This window comes from Chitinophaga rupis, from assembly GCF_900109685.1.
GTDB classification, from domain to species: domain Bacteria; phylum Bacteroidota; class Bacteroidia; order Chitinophagales; family Chitinophagaceae; genus Chitinophaga; species Chitinophaga rupis.
On record NZ_FOBB01000006.1, the window covers coordinates 198,864 to 215,540 of the forward strand.

Consider the following 16,677-nt stretch of genomic DNA (forward strand, 5'->3'; position numbering starts at 1 on the left):
TACAAGTAAAACCATGCCAAAGCAATTATAATCGTATAGCAGGAGTGCGAAAAGAGTAAATGTTCGAGGGAGTTCAGCAATAGATAAGGAACGGATTATTTAGCTGGCTTGCTTTAAGCGGGCTAATACCTTCTTTGTTTCCTCTTTGTAAATGGTGATCAGGTGCGTACGGATAGAATCCGGTGTAGGGCTTTGTTTGCCGTTCGTAAGCAACGTAATGTTGGCCGAAGGTAATGCCGGCATATGGCAATCTATACAATTCTTTGCAAGGATATTTGCAGGCAGCTCTGCCAGTTTGCAAAAATTATGGCTGGCCGTGTTATGGCAATGCATACAACGTTGGGAGAACAGCTCCATATTATTGCTTTCACTGTTATGAGGGTTATGGCACGAAGAACAGTTCATGTCATTACTTTTCATAAAACATTTGCTGGCAGTGAACAGCTGGTATTGGGTGCCATGTACATCCATTTGCGCGGTGCGCTTTGGCGCCGTAAACTCAGGAAAGAAATAACCGGACAATGCATCGCCCGGTTTAAAATCGAACATAGACTTTTGCGGTGTGCCTAAACCGGAATGACAAAGGGCGCACATATCCAGCTTTTGCTGATTCTTTAGCTCAGCGATCCGCGTCATATACATGGCTTTCTTTTCCTGCGGATGGCTGCTTTGAAACTGTACGTGCTCCGCGGCAGGGCCATGACAGCGCTCACAGTCAATACCATAAACAACCTGGTTCTTTTCAAATGATTCTACAATGTGCACTCCCTGCATGTCTGTACTTTTGGCTACCATAGAGCTATGACAGCCAAAACAGGTGCTGGGTATCATGCGGTCAAACTTAGGATGATCTGCAGGGAAACCCGGGCTGTTGGCCCAACTATGCGCCGGTACAAAATAAGAAAGGGGCAGCTGAAAATATTTCCCTGCCTGCCAGTATAAATAGGTTTGCGCTTTGCGGCCAGAGCCTACCACAATATCAAAACGATGGCTTTCCTGGGGCACATCATTATTGTAGGCTGCCTGGAACAATCCGCTGTCGCGGGCTTCCATCACTACTTTTGTAGCACTGTCGTAAGTAAAAGTATGATCCGGTGCAGCAAACGATCCTTTTACGGTAGAGGTATTGGCAGGCATGGAAGTGTGGTAATGCGCCGTGCCCATGTACGTATCAAAAATATTTTTATGGCAGCCGGCACAGGCAGCGGCGCCTGCATACTGCGGCCCCCTGAAGGCAGCCTCATTTTTTTCCGCCTTATTGATACATTGTGAAAGAATAGTGATACAGGCAATAATACAGCAGGATACGTACAACAGGCGTTTATTCATAACGATAGATGATACCCGAAATATACAAATCCAATTTGTAATTATTCTTTAGCCAGCTGAATAATATCCACGCCATTAATCACATCCTTATTATAATCATTGATGGTAACATGGATCATGGCCAGGCCCAGCTCTGATAGGGTACAGAAACCATTGGGAAATAAGCTGCGGCCAATAGGGAACACCCAGCCAATGTATTTATATAATGGATGCGCATTATGCAATCCTTTAATGGGCTTAATAAAGCCCGGCCTGAAAGCATATGCCCGGTGAAAAGGCAGCTTCCGCAGGGCATTCTCTGTTTTGCCTTTCACGCGCGCCCACATGCTGCGGCCTTTTTCCGTACTATCCGTGCCCGCCCCGGATACATAACAGAAAATCATGCCCGGGTTCAGGCGGCTAAGGGTTTCTGCTACGTGCATAGTAAGTGTGTAGGTGACCTTAAAATAGGCCGGCTCCTTCATGCCTACAGATGATACACCCAGGCAAAAATAACAGGCATTATAACCGCTCAGATGTTTTTCTATGGGCGACAGATCATAGAAATCCGTATGAATAATCTCCGTAAGCTTAGGGTGGGTAATGCCCAGGCTTTTGCGGTTAATAATTAAAACCGCTTCTACAAGCGGGTTTTGCAAACACTCGTGTAATACGCCTTCTCCTACCATACCGGTGGTGCCTGTAATTATGGCTCTGATCCCTTTATTGTTCATTGGTAAAATATTTTTCTGACGTTTCCAATTCCGCTGACCGGTGGCTGCTGTGGATTTCCGGCAGCCGGGCTATGGCCAAAAGTAGCCAAATTTACCTTGTTGCCAAACCGGCTGGCTTTTTTTAACGTTTTTCACTATTTTCATAGCGAGAAAGCAGAGATTAGCAAAAACAGATAATTATCCATCCTACCTATGTATGAGTACCTGACGTTCCGGAAATTTGCTACCCAGGATGAGGCCTGTGCAGTACAGGAGCTATTAGTTGAGAACGATATTCCCTGTGTGCTGGAAGCAGACCCGGTGTTACTGCCCTCCACTTTCATAGGCCAGAACTTTGATCTTCCCTACCGTTTAAAAATACCTTCCAATTGTTTTCGTGCCGCGGATGCCCTGTTGTGGCAGCCAGTGAGCGTGCAGCCGCCTGAAATGGAAAACGATTATTACCTATTATCTTTCTCCGATGAGGAGCTGATGGAGGTAATAGAAAAACGCGACGAATGGGGAACTTATGATTACGCGCTGGCCCTGCAGCTGCTGCAGACAAGGGGAGTGACCTTAACCACCAGCGACCTGGAACGCATTAACCAGGAAAGGTTCACCACACTGGCTACACCGGATAATGGCAGCACTGTATGGACGGTGATCGGCTATCTTTCCGCTCTGCTGGGCGGTATGCTGGGGCTGTTCATTGGCATTTTCCTTTTTACCGCTAAAAAAACTTTGCCGGACGGCTCACGTATGTACGCTTACAGCCAGCATACCCGGCAACATGGGAAATACATTATGCTCCTGGGATTTGTCTCCATTCCTTCCTGGATCTGTTATGCCGTATATTTTAACGGCAGTCTGCCGGGACTTGGTACTGTTTTGGGGCTGATGTCGAATGTACATTTTTAGGTCCACCGGTTACATTTCCCCCTGCTTTTCCAGACCTTTGCCTTTAACCAGGAAATGATACAATGAAAAAACAATGGCGTTCGCTGAGCGATTCAAAAAACTACAAGCAGGGCAAATTTGAGAACTTATCTCCTACGCCCATGCTGGCAGAAAATGCTTCCTACGGGCAAATTATCCGTGACCAGTTCAAGCGGCCGGCTACTATACAACCTTCGCACACTTTACCATCTGTAAAAACAAACCTGGCTACCCTGCATTCGGAAACACCGGTAGTGGTATGGTTCGGGCATTCCTCTTACCTCATTCACTGCAAAGGCACCAATATACTGGTAGATCCTGTTTTCAGCGGGCGCGTTTCGCCCATAGCCGGTATGATGAAAGCCTATCCCGGTACGGATGTATATAAACCGGAGGACATGCCTGCCATTGACCTGATGATCATTACCCACAACCATTATGATCACCTGAACCGCAAAACGCTGACACAGCTGAAAGCTAAAACCAGCGCCTTTTACACGCCATTAGGTGTGGGCAGGGATATTGAAGATTGCTTCGGTAATGATGATACACACATTACGGAAATGGACTGGTGGGAAACAGAAAACCCCATGCCCGGTATTACCCTTACAGCTGCACCGGCCCGGCACTTTTCCGGCAGGGGGCTGCGGCGCAGCACTTCATTATGGAGCTCCTTTGTGCTGCAATTGTATGGTTATACCATTTACATAGGCGGAGATTCCGGCTATGATACCCACTTTAAAACCATTGGTGAAAAGTATGGTCCTATGGACCTGGCCATCCTGGAATGCGGACAATATGACGAGGCCTGGCCTTATATACACATGATGCCCGGTGAAACGCTGCAGGCCGCCATAGACCTGCAGGCGAAGCTGCTGCTGCCGGTACACTGGGGAAAATTCACATTAGCAAATCATCCGTGGAATGAGCCCATTACACGGCTTACACAGCTAGCACAGGAAAAAGGCTTTCCGGTAGCAACTCCGCAGATCGGTGAACCGGTGGATATTCTGCAACGTAAGGCCTGGCAAAACTGGTGGACAGAACGCCAGCCGGAGAATGTAAAATCTTAAACCGGCGAAAGAAGTTCATAGAGACCATTTAAAAGACTTAATGAACGGGATAAATGTAAAAGTGGAATGCAGCGAAGCTTTAACCGCCGCATTCCACTTTTACATTTTACATCCCATCCGTTTACCAAACGTACGTAGCCACTGCGCCACTATCCAGCGAGCTGGTAACTATCTTATTATTGAACTGTATATTAAATGTTTGCGCCTCGCTGCCATCATTAATAACGATCAGCACCTTTTTGCCATCCTTTGTTTTAAAGGCTACATTGTTTAACTGCCCGGGAACATTCGTGCTGATACGCACTGCGCCGGGCCGCACAAATTTAGCTGCATGTGCAATAATGTAGTAGGCTACATTCCTTTCCACCTGGTCATTGGGGCCGATGGTCACTGCGCCCATACATTCCGTGCAGCCGCCTTTTGTATGCGGATTATAAGCCGGATCAGCCGCCAGGTTCCATTCTATTACATTCCTGCTCCAGTTACGGGTAGCGCCTATGATCAGGGTGCTTACATGCCATCTCAGGTTCTTATCAAACGTACCGGGCTTGCCTACCCATTGCTCTGTAAAGTATAAGTGTTTTTGCGGGTAAGCATCATGCACCTTGCTTAATGCCGTAATAGGGCCCGCATACAGGTGAAATGCACTGCCATCAATATACTGCCGTGCAGCAGGGTTATCCAGCACGGTAATGGGATACTCCGGCTTGTCGGCATTATGATCGTAGATGATAATCTTTGTTTTAATACCGGCGGCTTTAAAGGCAGGGCCTAAATGGTTACCGATAAAATCTGCCTGCTCTGCGGGCTTCATTACCATGCTGGGCACATTACCGCCATGCAAAGGCTCATTCTGTGGGGTAATGGCATCAATGGTAATACCGGCGGCCTTCATGGCCTTTATATACTTCACAAAGTATTGCGCATATACACCGTAGTACTCCGGCTTTAAGCTGCCGCCTTTAAAGCTGTTGTTACTCTTCATCCAGGTGGGGGCGGTCCAGGGCGAACCTAATATTTTAATGGATGGGTTGAGCGTCAGTATTTTTTTGAGCACGGGTATCACATCCTTTTCATCTTCCTTTATGCTAAAGTGCGCCAGGCTGGTATCTGTTTGCCCGGCGGGCATTTCGTCATAAGTAAAAGTAGTATCGCTGAGGTCTGATGCGCCAATGGTTACACGCAAATAGCTTACGCCAATGTTATTGCCGCTGGTAAGGAACAGCTCTTTCAATAAAGCATCCTGCCTGGCAGGGGAAAGGGAGTGAATTAAGGTAGCGCTGCCGCCGGTAAGCGCATATCCAAAACCATCTATTTCCTGGAAGGTTTGCGCCGCATTTACCGTAATGGTGGGATAACTGTTCTTGGCGGTTTTAAATACCAGGCCGGCAGGCTGTTTGGTAAAGGTTACCGACCGGTCGGACTTTGTAAGCCAGTACGATACGCTGCCTGCTTTGGCCGGCTTTCCAGGGCTGTGCTGTGCATATACCGTAGTTGTAAAAAGGGCGCCTAACAATAATAATACTTTCATCTTTTCCATCGTTATTTATCAATCATTTTATAAACCCGTACATAATCTACTTCCATAGCGGTAGGAAAAGCGTTGTCGTCAATCCCCTTTTGCCCGCCCCAGTCGCCGCCTACGGCTACATTCAGCAGCAGGTGAAAGCGTTTATCGAAGGGCCATACCTTGTAGCCAGTACCTTCATTCTTAAATTCAAATATCAGCTGGTCATCAATAAATCCCTGCATGTATTGGGGTGTCCAGTCTACCCGGTACAAATGAAATGCCGTAGTGGCATTTTCAATAATTTTAGTAGCTGTCTTTTGAGTGTTGATCTTGAAATAATAGGACTCCGTATGCGCGGTAATGTGAATATTGTTGAGGTCATACCCTACATGCTCCATAATATCTATTTCGCCCGACTTAGGCCAGTTGCCATAAGCCCAGTCTGTAGGCAGCATCCAGATGGCGGGCCAGGTGCCTCTACCGGCGGGCAGCTTGGCTTTGATCTCAAAACGGCCGTACAGGAAATCGCCTTTGTTTTTGGTAACTATGCGCGCGGAGGTATAGTTCTTTCCTTCCTTATTTTCTTTGCGGGCGGTAATGGAAAGTACGCCATTGGCTACAGATGCATTTTTAATGCTGCTGGTGTAATACTGCAGCTCATTGTTGCCCCAGCCCCTGCCGCCAATATCATAGCCCCATTTAGCGGAATCCGGCAAACCGCTGTAGTTAAATTCATCGGCCCATACCGGGTTTTTCTCAAACTGCCAGTGTTTGGCGGGTTGCTGGGCGTGGCCTGTTAATGGCAAAGCGAATAATAATGCGAGTAATAATGGCGCCTTCATAACGGTATTTGTTTTTATGAAAGCGGCGGGGGAATGTAAACATTCCTGCCCGCCGGATTTCATTTCATCAAAAGTATCTATTTTTTTGTTCCTTTTTGCTTCCCCAAAAAGGAACCAAAAAGGGGCCCGCAACCGGTTACCGCCCGGTTGCGGTGTGGTACCTTGATTAAGCGTTGTTGCTACTGTGGTGCCGGGCTGTTGGGCCTCTCTTGCACCACCTTATTTATTCCTTGATTTACTCAATTTTAGTGTTGTCAAGCCCTGATGCTATTATTTGGTGCCGCCCCATTCCTTGCTTTGCTCGATTTTGGTGTTGTCCAGCTCTAAAAGGGGGATGGGCAATATTTCATTTTTACCGGCTACAAATCCGCGGGTAGCCAGTACGGTGGCGGCTTTGCCGGTACGTACCAGGTCGAACCAGCGCTTGCCTTCACCGGCCAGTTCTAAGCGGCGCTCGTTAAAAATGTTATCAAAAGTAGCCGGGATAGCGGGTAAGCCTACACGGGCACGCACGGCATTCAGCAGCGCATAAGAGCGGGTGCCGGCCAGACCGCTTTCGCCATTACGCACGCGGGCTTCTGCTTCCATCAGGTAGGTATCTGCCAAACGGATCTCGTACATATTAATGCCGAAGTTCAGCTCAGAGGGGCCACCGCCGGTGCTTTTGTTAGATACGCGGCCGGCAAATTTCTCCAGGAAATAACCGGTGTTGTTGTATCCTTTTTCATAGGAGGCAATACCGTTCTTTTCAAGGCTGTCAAGATTAGCAATGGTATAGAGATAACGGGGATCATTATGAATAGCGTTGAAAAGGCTGGTGGTAACGGGCAAAAAGCTCCAGCCGGATACGTAATCAGGCGCGCCTGTTTTTAATGCCTTATAAGCACGGGGGCCTACCATAATGCCCAGCACATTACCTTCTGAACAGGATACGCAATCCCAGTTACCGGCAGAAGTAGAGGTGAAGGACATTTCAAAAATGGATTCTGAATTGAACTTCGTTTTCCACAGATCGCCAAAATTAGCCAGCAGCTTATAACCGTAGGTAGCGCTTACATCGCCGGGGGTGGCGCCATTTACTTCCTGAAATTCTGCAATGGCTTCTGTCCACTTCTGCTCCCACAGATATACCTTACCCAGCAGGGCATGTGCAGTGCCTTTGGTTACGCGGCCACCTTCTGAAGCGGCATTGATGGTATTGGGCAGGTTCGTTTCTGCGATAGCTTCCTTCAGGTCTTTTTCTATCTGCGCATATACTTCCTGCGGCGTTACCTGCGGTATATTATACCAGTCGTTTTTTTCAATAGGTTCCAGCGTAAGCGGTATGTTCTTGAAAAAGCGTACCAGGTCAAAATAGAAATAGGCCCGCAGCAATTTTGCTTCTGCTGTAAAACGCGCTTTGGTATTTTCATCCATAGCGGTTACACCGGGCAGCTTTTGTAGCAGCTTGTTAGCACGGAAAACACCCTGGTAGCTGTTAGCCCAGATATCGTCCTGCGGGCCCGTTGCCGGCGTTAAGGTGTAATTGGAAATAACCTGCAGCTGGCTTACGTCGTTCGGGCCGCCGCCACCAGCCAGGTGATCGTCTGATGCGGCATCTGCCACACCTACCTTGGTCACATAACCATTGCTGGTCCAGGGTACTTTATCATAAATGGCTATCAGTCCGGTATAGGCTTCTGCCGCTGTTTTGTAATAATTCTCTTCCAGTATGGTGCCCCTGGGCTGTACATCCAGGAAACCACGGCTACAGGCTGCTGCCATGGAAAGACCAGCGGCCACTAATGCGATGTATTTTATATTACGTTGCTTCATCTTTCAATAGTTTTAAAAAGTAACATTTAAACCTGCCATATAAGAACGGGCCTGCGGATAAATACCACGGTCCACACTCAGTACGCCATTACTACGGTCATTACCGCCAATTTCAGGATCATAGCCGCTGTAACCGGTAATGGTGAACAGGTTCTCAGCCATTATATATACCCGTACTTTTGAAATGAGCGCTTTTTTGGTAAGCGTGCCCGGTAAGGTATAACCCAGCTGTATGTTGCGCATACGGAAGTAGCTGCCGCTTTCCAGGTAAAAGTCTGAAGGGTTGGTAAAGTTCTTGTTCGGATCATCTACGTTCAAACGGGGAAAATCTGAGGAAGTACCTTCACCATGCCAGCGGCCCAGCGCTGTGGTTTGCCAGTTGGCATTCGGAATATCCAGCCTGCGCAGCGCCTGGAAGATCTTGTTACCGGCAGAGCCCTGGCCAAATACAGTAAGGTCAAATCCTTTGTAAGCAGCATTGATGGAGAAGCCGTATGACCAGCTGGGAATAGGGTTACCAATAAATGTGCGGTCTGCATCACTGATCACCCCATCATTATTCAGATCCGCCCAGCGGAAATCGCCCGGTTGTGCGCCCGGCTGAATCCTTTTGCCGTCTTTTGTATATGCATCAATCTCTGCCTGGTTCTGGAAAACACCCATGGTCTTGAAACCATAGAATGCGTTATACTGCTGGCCTACTGCAATACGTGTTAAAGGGTAGCTGCTGGCTACAAAAGGCACCTGGTCGTCTGTAATATATTTTACACCGGTACCCAGGTTGGTTACTTTATTTTTCAGGTAAGATACGTTGGCGTTCACACCCAGGTTCAGATCACCCAGCTGTTTGCGGTAACCTACTTCCAGCTCCAGACCGGTGTTATCCATATCCGCTACGTTAGCGGCAGGGTTGGTGTTGGAACCTATGTAAGCCGGGATGCGCGGGTTACGCAAAATGCCGGTGGTTACTTTTTTGTACCAGTCAAAATTTACAAAGAAGTCGCGGAAAAGGGTGGCTTCAAAACCAACGTTGGTCTGGCTGGTTTGTTCCCATTTCAGATCCGGGTTAGCCGGTGCATTGGGGCTGTAGCCTATCAGGTAGCTGCCGCTGTTGCCAATGGTATAGTTACGGCCACTGCCCAGGGTAGAGGCGTAAGCAAAGTCGTTAATGTTATCATTACCTACAATACCGTAACCGCCGCGGATCTTTAAGAAATCCACTACATTGTTCTTAGGCCAGAAGTTTTCACGGGAGCTTACCCAGCCCAGTGAAAAGGATGGGAAGTTACCATACTTGTTATTTACACCAAAGCGTGATGAACCATCGCGGCGTATAACACCCTGTACCAGGTATTTTTCATCGTAGTTATAATCCAAACGGGCAAATAGTGAAGACACCGTATGATCAATACCTTCTGAACCGGATGATACGCGCTTATCGCTAGGCACATTAAAGTTCAGGGATGCTTCTTTAAAATTGGTAGCTGGTATCTCGTAATAGGTAACACTGGTGCCGCGGGTGTGGTTGTCCTTATAGGCGCCTTGTCCTAACAGCACCGTGAAGTTATGCAAACCGGCTACTTTGTTGTAAGACAGCGTGTTTTCCAGGTTCCAGTCAAAACGCTGGTTGTTGCTACGCAGGAAAGAAGTACGGGTGGTGTTGGTGGAAGAGTTGAGGTAGTAAATAGGCGTAAAGGTCTCATCGCCCCAGAAACCTATTTTGGTACCTACTGTGGAACGCAGACGCAGGCCTTTAATGGGCTGCACTTCTATATACGCATTGCCTACTATGTTATGTGCCCAGGAGTAGTTGCCCAAACGGGTTTGGATATATGCCTGGGGGTTAGTAAGCTCCTGGCCCACCTGGCCGGAAATACCATACGGGCGGCCACTGGCATCTTTTACCACACCCAGGTTCAGGTAAGGCTGTGCTGCTGCAACAGCAGGATCCGTTACTACTAGCGGCGTAATAGGATCCATATTGATGGCAGAGCTTAAAGGCCCGCCGAACTCATTGTTGGTATTACCCAGGCCGATGGATTTTTCGTAGGAGTAACCTACGTTCTGCCCAACGGTTACCCACTCTGATAATTTATGTGTGGAGTTCAGGCGCAGGTTCACACGCTGGTATTTGGAAATATCAGTGGCTACAATACCATCCTGTTTCAGGTAACCTATGGAGCTGTAAAAGGTAGACTTCTCGCTACCGCCGCTTACGCTGATCTCATGGCTCTGGCGGGCAGCGCTGTTGTTAAAGATCACATCCTGCCAGTCGGTACCTGCGCCAAAAGATGCCGGGTTGGCAAATGGTGCAGCCTTGCCGGCATTTACAGCTGCCTCATTACGCAGGGTAGCGTATTCGGTAGCATTCAGCATATGCAGCTTTTTAGCAGGTGCAGAGGTACCATAATAACCATTATAGTTCACCTGCGTAGTACCGGCCTTACCTTTTTTAGTGGTGATGAGTATAACGCCGGCGGCTGCACGCGCACCGTATATAGCCTGGGAAGCAGCATCTTTCAATACTTCCATGGATTCTATATCGTGCGGGTTCAGGTAGCTGATGCCGCCGTTATCTACTACTACCCCATCTACTACCCACAGCGGATTACTATTGTTAAAAGAGGTAACACCTCGTACCCGTACGCTGGCGCTGGAACCGGGCTGGCCGCTGCTGGCGGCAATAGTAACACCGGAAGTGCGGCCCTGCAGGGTTTGTTCCAGGCGGGTTACCGGCTGGTTCTCAATATCAGCAGCTTTTACGCTGGAGATAGCGCCGGTTACCACGCTTTTCTTTTGTACGCCGTAACCTACTACTACGGTTTCTGTTAAAGCAGTTTGCGACATCTGCAGCTGTACATCCTGTACTCCGGCAACAGCCGGCAAGGTATGCTGGGTGTACCCTACAAAGGATACCACCAGCTCACTGTTACGGGGTGCGCGGATATTGTACCGGCCCTCGCCGTCAGTTGCAGTACCTGTGTTGGTACCTTTAACGCGGATGGTGGCGCCGGGTATGGGCTGGCCCTTTTCGTCGGTTACGCGGCCGCTGATGCTAACAGTGGTATCCTGCTGCATTTTAGCTGCAGGGCGCACCTGTATAATAATACGTGAGCCATCAATACTATAGAACATGGCCTGATCGCGGAGGCATTCGTCCAGCACTTCCTTTACCGTGGCATTTTTTACCGATACGGTTACAGGCTTAGTGCGTGACAGCATATTCTCATCATACACTATAGACATGCCCGCCTGACGGGATACTTCTTTCAGCACCTTTTTCAGCGATGCGTTCTTTTCTGAAAGTGTGATCTGCTGGGACACTGCTTTTGCGCTTATCTGCAAGCAGGCTGCCAGCATTAAAAAGGCAGTCAGTTTCATAACGCAGAGCATTTTACGGGCCAGCAGGCTTTTTGCTGTAATACCATGGTCCGTGATTTGATTTTGGTATTGCTTTTCAATAACGTGAGCGTGCCCACGCCAGGTAGGTAGCTTCCGGGTAACGGAAGCTTTACCACTAAAGTTTAAATACATACTTTTGTAGTGTTTGGGAATGACCAGATAATAGTTCTTAACGGGACTTATTGTTTCTTCGGGAACCCAGACTTTCTGCCGGGGGTGTTGCGAGCACTTCCGGCTTTTTTCATAGGTGTTGCCCTCTTTGTGCGTGTTAGCTTGTTTCAGGCTTCATAACGTTTATTCATGTTTTACGATCAGTTTTAACAATGCATACCCGGCCGCACGTGGTAGCGGCCAGGTATGAAATTGATGACGTGGCTTATTCTGCTGTAACCGTCAGCCGCCGCCCTTCCAGGCTAAATTTTGCGCCATTCGCTTCCAGCATATGCAATATTTCAGATAAAGGCAGATTTCTGCTGATACGGCCGCCGAAAAGGCGGTTGCTGTTCACATTGCCATAGGTCACTTCTACATCATACCAACGGGCCAGCTGGCGCATGATCACATTCATGCCGGCATTATCAAACTCAAAGAAGCCTGTTTTCCAGGCAATGGTTTGGTCTATATCTGCCTGGCGTACGGACATTTGGCCGGTGGTATATTCCAGTACCGACTGCTGTCCGGGTTTCAATAGCTGCTGGCGCTCACCGCGCTGCACGCGCACGGCGCCTTCCAATAGGGTTGTATTCAGGCTTTGTTCATCAGGGTAGGCCATAATGTCAAAACGGGTTCCTAATACCTGTACCTGTGTATTATTGATAGCTACAATAAACGGATGATCTGCATTGTGCGTTATTTCAAAATATCCCTGCCCCTGCAGCTCCACTACCCTTTCCTTACCGGTAAAGGCGGTGGGATATTTGAGGCGGGAAGCGGCATTCAGCCATACATGGCTGCCATCCGGCAACACAATATTAAACTGGCCGCCACGTGGCACCACCAGTGTATTATAACCAATAGCTTCTCCTTTACCCTGTGCAGCATATTCCAGCCGGCCATTGCGCTGCTGCACAGTGGTTTTGCCCTGCTGCAGCACCTGGTTGCCTGCGTTGTCCAGCTCCACCGTAGTGCCATCTGCCAGCGTAAGCACGGCTTTATTGGTGCCCGGCGCTACATCATTACTAATTACACTTTTCTTATTCAGCGCCATGTTTGAGGCAATGTTGTGCGACTTATCTGTTTTATAGAACCAGTATACGCTGCCGGCCAGTAATAACATTAATACAGATGCTACGGCTGCCCAGCGCCAGGGATGGCGTAAAGGCATTATTTTATTACGGCTGATGTGCTGGAGCAAACGGGCTTCAATCCGGTCGCTTACAGCGGCAGGTATTTCATGGGGTGTATTAATAGCCTGTTCAAACTCCTGCTGCAGCCTGGCTAACAGGGGACGATGCGCGTCTGAAGCCTTCAGCCAGTTGTACAGCGCTGCTGCTTCTTCGGGCGTACAGCTACCTTCCAGGTAGCGTTGTAACAGTTCTTCGTAGTGGCCTTTGGTTTCAGACATAAGTGGACAACAGATACTGTTTGACACAGGTATCCAAGGTATATATCCGAAAAACGGGTGCGAGGGTACCCCTTTCCTGAAAAAAAGTTAGAATATTTTCTGTGCTAGGTATAAAAGAGTGATTACCAGGCCCTGGCGGTAAATATAATTATGAATGGCCCGCATGCTTAATACCATATGTTTTTTCACCGCATTGCGGGAAATACCCAGAATGGCCGCTGCCTCATCATAACTTTTACCTTCCTGCCGGCACAGGCGGAATACATGCAGGCGCTGGGGGGTTAAACGGCCCAGTGCTTCCTGGAATAAACGGTTGTACTCTTTTTCATTTACCATTTGTTCCGGCCCATTACCTTGGAACTGAAGATGTTCCAATACTTTTTCCTGTAACACCTCATCATACGCCAGCTTTTTAAGGGTTTTAAAAGCATGGTTACGGGCAATGCGATACAGGTAGCCGGTAAAGGGCAGGGCGGGATTAATACGGTGCCTGATCTCCCATACTTTCAGAAATACATCATGCACCAGGTCTTCTGCAAGCGAAGGTATTTTGCAGATACGCAGCAGGTAAGTATACAGCGCAGGATGGTACTGCCGGTAAATGCTCGTGAAAGCCGACTCATCCCCTTCAATCATCCGTGCTATCAAACCCTCCCCGGATGGTATGCTGTCCATGTGTTTGTACATTTAAGAAACCCTAACGCCGTAAATTAAATAAAACAGGCAAATGTACCAATTGGCGCTGAATTGGCGGTGCAGAAAGGATTTTATATAATCAGGCTGCTTAAGCCGTTACGGGCCAGCGTGGCCACTACTATTGTATATAGTATCAATACAATAGTAACAAAAACCACTACGCTGCTGAACCAGCGGCGTACGCCCGTGCGGGTAGCCCAGGCTAAGCTGATCACAGAAGCCAGCAGGGTTACGGCCAGCAAAGTGCCCATTACTGCTAAAAAATAATGAATAATGAATGCGTTCACCACATCCGCATACGGATACCATGGGAACAATGCTGCAAAAAATGCCAGCGCAAACAGCACAATAGTAACAATACTTACCATGGTATACCAGGACTGGTAGCTGCGGCTGTTGATCATTACCAGGGCGCTCATACCTAACAACAGCAGGGTAACGGCAACGGGTATAATGGTAAATGTGATGGATATGCCCTTGTAATTGGGTAATGCAGCCAGGTGCAGCCTGCTTTCCACAATCCCATCTGTGCGGTAATATCTCCAGACACCGGTACGCACACCATGATCATACTGGCCCTGAACATTCAGCACCCCATCCCGGTCAAAGCCCTGGAAAGTGCCATGGATCTTATTATCCTGGTAATGGGTAATGGAGTAAAAAGGCTTGCCCTCGCCGTAATGCTGGATCTCCGTACGGTCAGGACATTGTTTTATAAACCCGCTGATCAGGCTATCATCATGGTCAATAAGCAGATACCCTTCCAGGGTGCGCGTATCTATATTCCATTTAAATTTTTTACGGCCGTTCTCCGAATATTTCACCACTACGTGGGTAATGCCGTTCCTGCGCACTTGCATTTCGCCCGTTTTGCCATTGGGATACTTAGTGATCAGTGTATCATCCTGTGCTGCGGAGGAAAATGCAAAACACAGCATACATAAAATAAGGTAACAGGACCGCATAGGAATAGGCATAGGTTTAAACACCCTTAAAGATAATATAAAAATTAAGGGCCCGTAATGTTACAGGCCCCTGGTTATAGGATTCAGCCATAGGGAGTTAATTATTTCCGGGGGTGTGAAACACTTCTTCCATGGTAGTCCAGGTACTTTGGGTACCGGCTGCTTCCGGTAAGGGTAGCTGCGCAGGCGCCGTCTCCTTCCACCAGCGTTGGGTAGTGGTATCGGCGGCCATTTTTTTCATATCTGCGTTAAAGTTAGTGCCGGTGTATTCAAAGTAACTAAAAAGAAAATATTTATTATCTATTTTTTGAAGATAAATAGAATAATTGTCAATGTTGCATGCTTTAATGGTTTTTAATACGCCGGGCCAGGCAGCGGCATGCAATTGTTTGTAATAAGCGATCTTTTCCGGTTTTAAACCGGTAACCATGCCATAACGTTTTACGGGTTTTACCGGATGACAGGCTAACAGGCACAGGGCCAGCATAACGGGAAGTAGTTTCATCTGCATTAAATTTTAGTGGTTAATAAAAATGGGGAAAGCAAAACACCTGTAAAATGGATTATCCTGTAATACTGATGGATTATTGTAAGCAGCAAAAAAGCCGCTGCGGTTGCAACGGCTTTTTAAAAAGGGAAACTTTGAGGTATTAAAAGCGGAACTGCTCTTATAGGATAGTTAAATAATCAATTATGGGCAGCGTCTTTATCCAGCAGCTCTGCCAGCTTCTTTTCCAGCAGCTCGCCACGCAGGTTGCGGCCTACGATCTTACCGGCAGGGTCAATAAGAAAGTTGGTGGGCACGCCTCTTACGCCGTACAAACCGGCTACTGCATTACTCCAGTACTTCAGGTCAGATACATGCGTCCAGCCTTCCAGTCCATCTTTTTTAATGGCTGCCAGCCACAGGTCCTTTTTGCCCGGCTGGTCAAGGGATACGCTAAGCACGGTGAAGTTCCTGTCCTTATACTGGTTGAATGCTTTTACCACCACCGGGTTCTCCGCACGGCAGGGGCCACACCAGCTGGCCCAGAAATCAAGCAGCACATACTTACCGCGGAAGTCGGAGAGCTTTACCGGTTTATCATTTACATCGTTCTGCGTAAAATCAGGTGCAGCAGCGCCTATTGCCAGGCCGCGCTCTTTTTCCATAGAAGCGGCAAACTCTTTACCGGCAGGGCTGTTACGCAGCTCCGGTGTTAAGCCTTTGTACATAGGTTCCAGCAGCGCGAGGTCCATATTGGTATGCACGGCCAGCTCCTTTAAGGCTACTATGCTGAAGAAGGAGTTAGGATTTGCTGCTATGAACTTTTGCATCAGCTCCTTTTTTTCTGCTATCGCTTTATGAAAACGCGCGTCCAGGCCTTTGGTGAAATTTGTATCCTGGCGTTGTTCATCGGTAGCGGCGCCAAAGTCTTTATTAATGCTGTTCATCTGCTCATCAAAAGGCGACAGGAATTTTTTGTAGCGCTCATTTTCCGTGTTGATGGCTGATCCGGTAATAGTTCCATCTTCCAGCGTGGTGGCAGCTACCAGGGTAATGGTACCCTTTTCCAGGTAAATAAGGCGTTTATCCGGCGCCGTTTGCGGGTTAGTTACGCCTGCGCCGTCATGATCTACCATCAGCATACATAATAAAGGGCCGTCTACCTTACCCTTAAATTGAAAAGCGCCGTCTTTCAGTATGGCGGAATCCAGCATGATCTTGCCCTCTTCCCGGCGATCCAGGTAGGCTTTGGCAGGCGCATTCAGGTGGCCCAGTTTACCGTTTAATACAAAGTTGCCGCTTTGTGCTTTGGTTAGCAGAGGGAATGCTGCACAGGCAAGTAATATCCACTTTTGCATGTTGTTTA

13 protein-coding genes are annotated in these 16,677 nt (G+C 48.1%); 2 read left to right on the forward strand and 11 right to left on the reverse strand.

Annotated features, from left to right (window positions below; genetic code table 11):
• Window positions 1-99 precede the first annotated feature (99 nt).
• Window positions 100-1,329: a multiheme c-type cytochrome gene (locus BMZ54_RS22070; protein ID WP_089917462.1), complete on the reverse strand. Its 1,230-nt coding sequence runs from the start codon at window positions 1,327-1,329 to the stop codon at window positions 100-102.
• Between the two features lie 41 nt (window positions 1,330-1,370).
• Window positions 1,371-2,042 (reverse strand): NAD-dependent epimerase/dehydratase family protein, encoded by a 672-nt coding sequence (locus tag BMZ54_RS22075; RefSeq protein ID WP_089917464.1) that lies wholly within the window; start codon window positions 2,040-2,042, stop codon window positions 1,371-1,373.
• A 192-nt stretch (window positions 2,043-2,234) separates the two neighbouring features.
• Between BMZ54_RS22075 and BMZ54_RS22080 the strand changes: the two genes are divergently transcribed.
• The gene (locus BMZ54_RS22080; protein ID WP_089917466.1) at window positions 2,235-2,939 is read left to right on the forward strand and encodes a hypothetical protein; all 705 of its coding nucleotides are present in this window, start codon (window positions 2,235-2,237) and stop codon (window positions 2,937-2,939) included.
• A gap of 62 nt (window positions 2,940-3,001) precedes the next feature.
• Complete coding sequence (locus tag BMZ54_RS22085; protein WP_089917468.1) at window positions 3,002-4,030, forward strand: MBL fold metallo-hydrolase; 1,029 nt, start codon at window positions 3,002-3,004, stop codon at window positions 4,028-4,030.
• Between the two features lie 121 nt (window positions 4,031-4,151).
• Here the strand turns inward: BMZ54_RS22085 and BMZ54_RS22090 are convergent, their stop codons facing one another.
• The 9 genes from BMZ54_RS22090 to BMZ54_RS22130 all read right to left on the reverse strand — a co-directional run bounded on the left by BMZ54_RS22090 (window position 4,152) and on the right by BMZ54_RS22130 (window position 16,669).
• Window positions 4,152-5,561 carry a glycoside hydrolase family 30 protein gene (locus BMZ54_RS22090; RefSeq protein ID WP_238386647.1) on the reverse strand — a complete coding sequence of 470 codons (1,410 nt, stop codon included), beginning with the start codon at window positions 5,559-5,561 and terminating at the stop codon, window positions 4,152-4,154.
• A gap of 11 nt (window positions 5,562-5,572) precedes the next feature.
• Window positions 5,573-6,382, reverse strand: a complete 810-nt coding sequence (locus BMZ54_RS22095; RefSeq protein WP_089917834.1) for a glycoside hydrolase family 16 protein — start codon at window positions 6,380-6,382, stop codon at window positions 5,573-5,575.
• A gap of 270 nt (window positions 6,383-6,652) precedes the next feature.
• The gene (locus BMZ54_RS22100; RefSeq protein WP_089917473.1) at window positions 6,653-8,197 is read right to left on the reverse strand and encodes a RagB/SusD family nutrient uptake outer membrane protein; all 1,545 of its coding nucleotides are present in this window, start codon (window positions 8,195-8,197) and stop codon (window positions 6,653-6,655) included.
• Between the two features lie 12 nt (window positions 8,198-8,209).
• Window positions 8,210-11,578 carry a TonB-dependent receptor gene (locus tag BMZ54_RS22105; protein WP_089917836.1) on the reverse strand — a complete coding sequence of 1,123 codons (3,369 nt, stop codon included), beginning with the start codon at window positions 11,576-11,578 and terminating at the stop codon, window positions 8,210-8,212.
• Between the two features lie 397 nt (window positions 11,579-11,975).
• Entirely contained in the window at window positions 11,976-13,163 is a 1,188-nt protein-coding gene (locus BMZ54_RS22110) for a FecR domain-containing protein (RefSeq protein WP_089917476.1), read from the reverse strand.
• A gap of 87 nt (window positions 13,164-13,250) precedes the next feature.
• Window positions 13,251-13,838, reverse strand: coding sequence for an RNA polymerase sigma factor (locus tag BMZ54_RS22115; RefSeq protein ID WP_162277643.1), 588 nt, complete (start codon window positions 13,836-13,838; stop codon window positions 13,251-13,253).
• 92 nt (window positions 13,839-13,930) lie between these two features.
• A complete protein-coding gene (locus BMZ54_RS22120) occupies window positions 13,931-14,797 on the reverse strand; it encodes a toxin-antitoxin system YwqK family antitoxin (protein ID WP_143081103.1) in 867 nt (288 codons plus the stop codon).
• 124 nt (window positions 14,798-14,921) lie between these two features.
• Window positions 14,922-15,329 carry an L-rhamnose mutarotase gene (locus BMZ54_RS22125; protein ID WP_238386648.1) on the reverse strand — a complete coding sequence of 136 codons (408 nt, stop codon included), beginning with the start codon at window positions 15,327-15,329 and terminating at the stop codon, window positions 14,922-14,924.
• Window positions 15,330-15,511: 182 nt separating this feature from the next.
• Window positions 15,512-16,669: a TlpA disulfide reductase family protein gene (locus BMZ54_RS22130; RefSeq protein ID WP_089917487.1), complete on the reverse strand. Its 1,158-nt coding sequence runs from the start codon at window positions 16,667-16,669 to the stop codon at window positions 15,512-15,514.
• Between the last annotated feature and the right edge of the window lie 8 nt (window positions 16,670-16,677).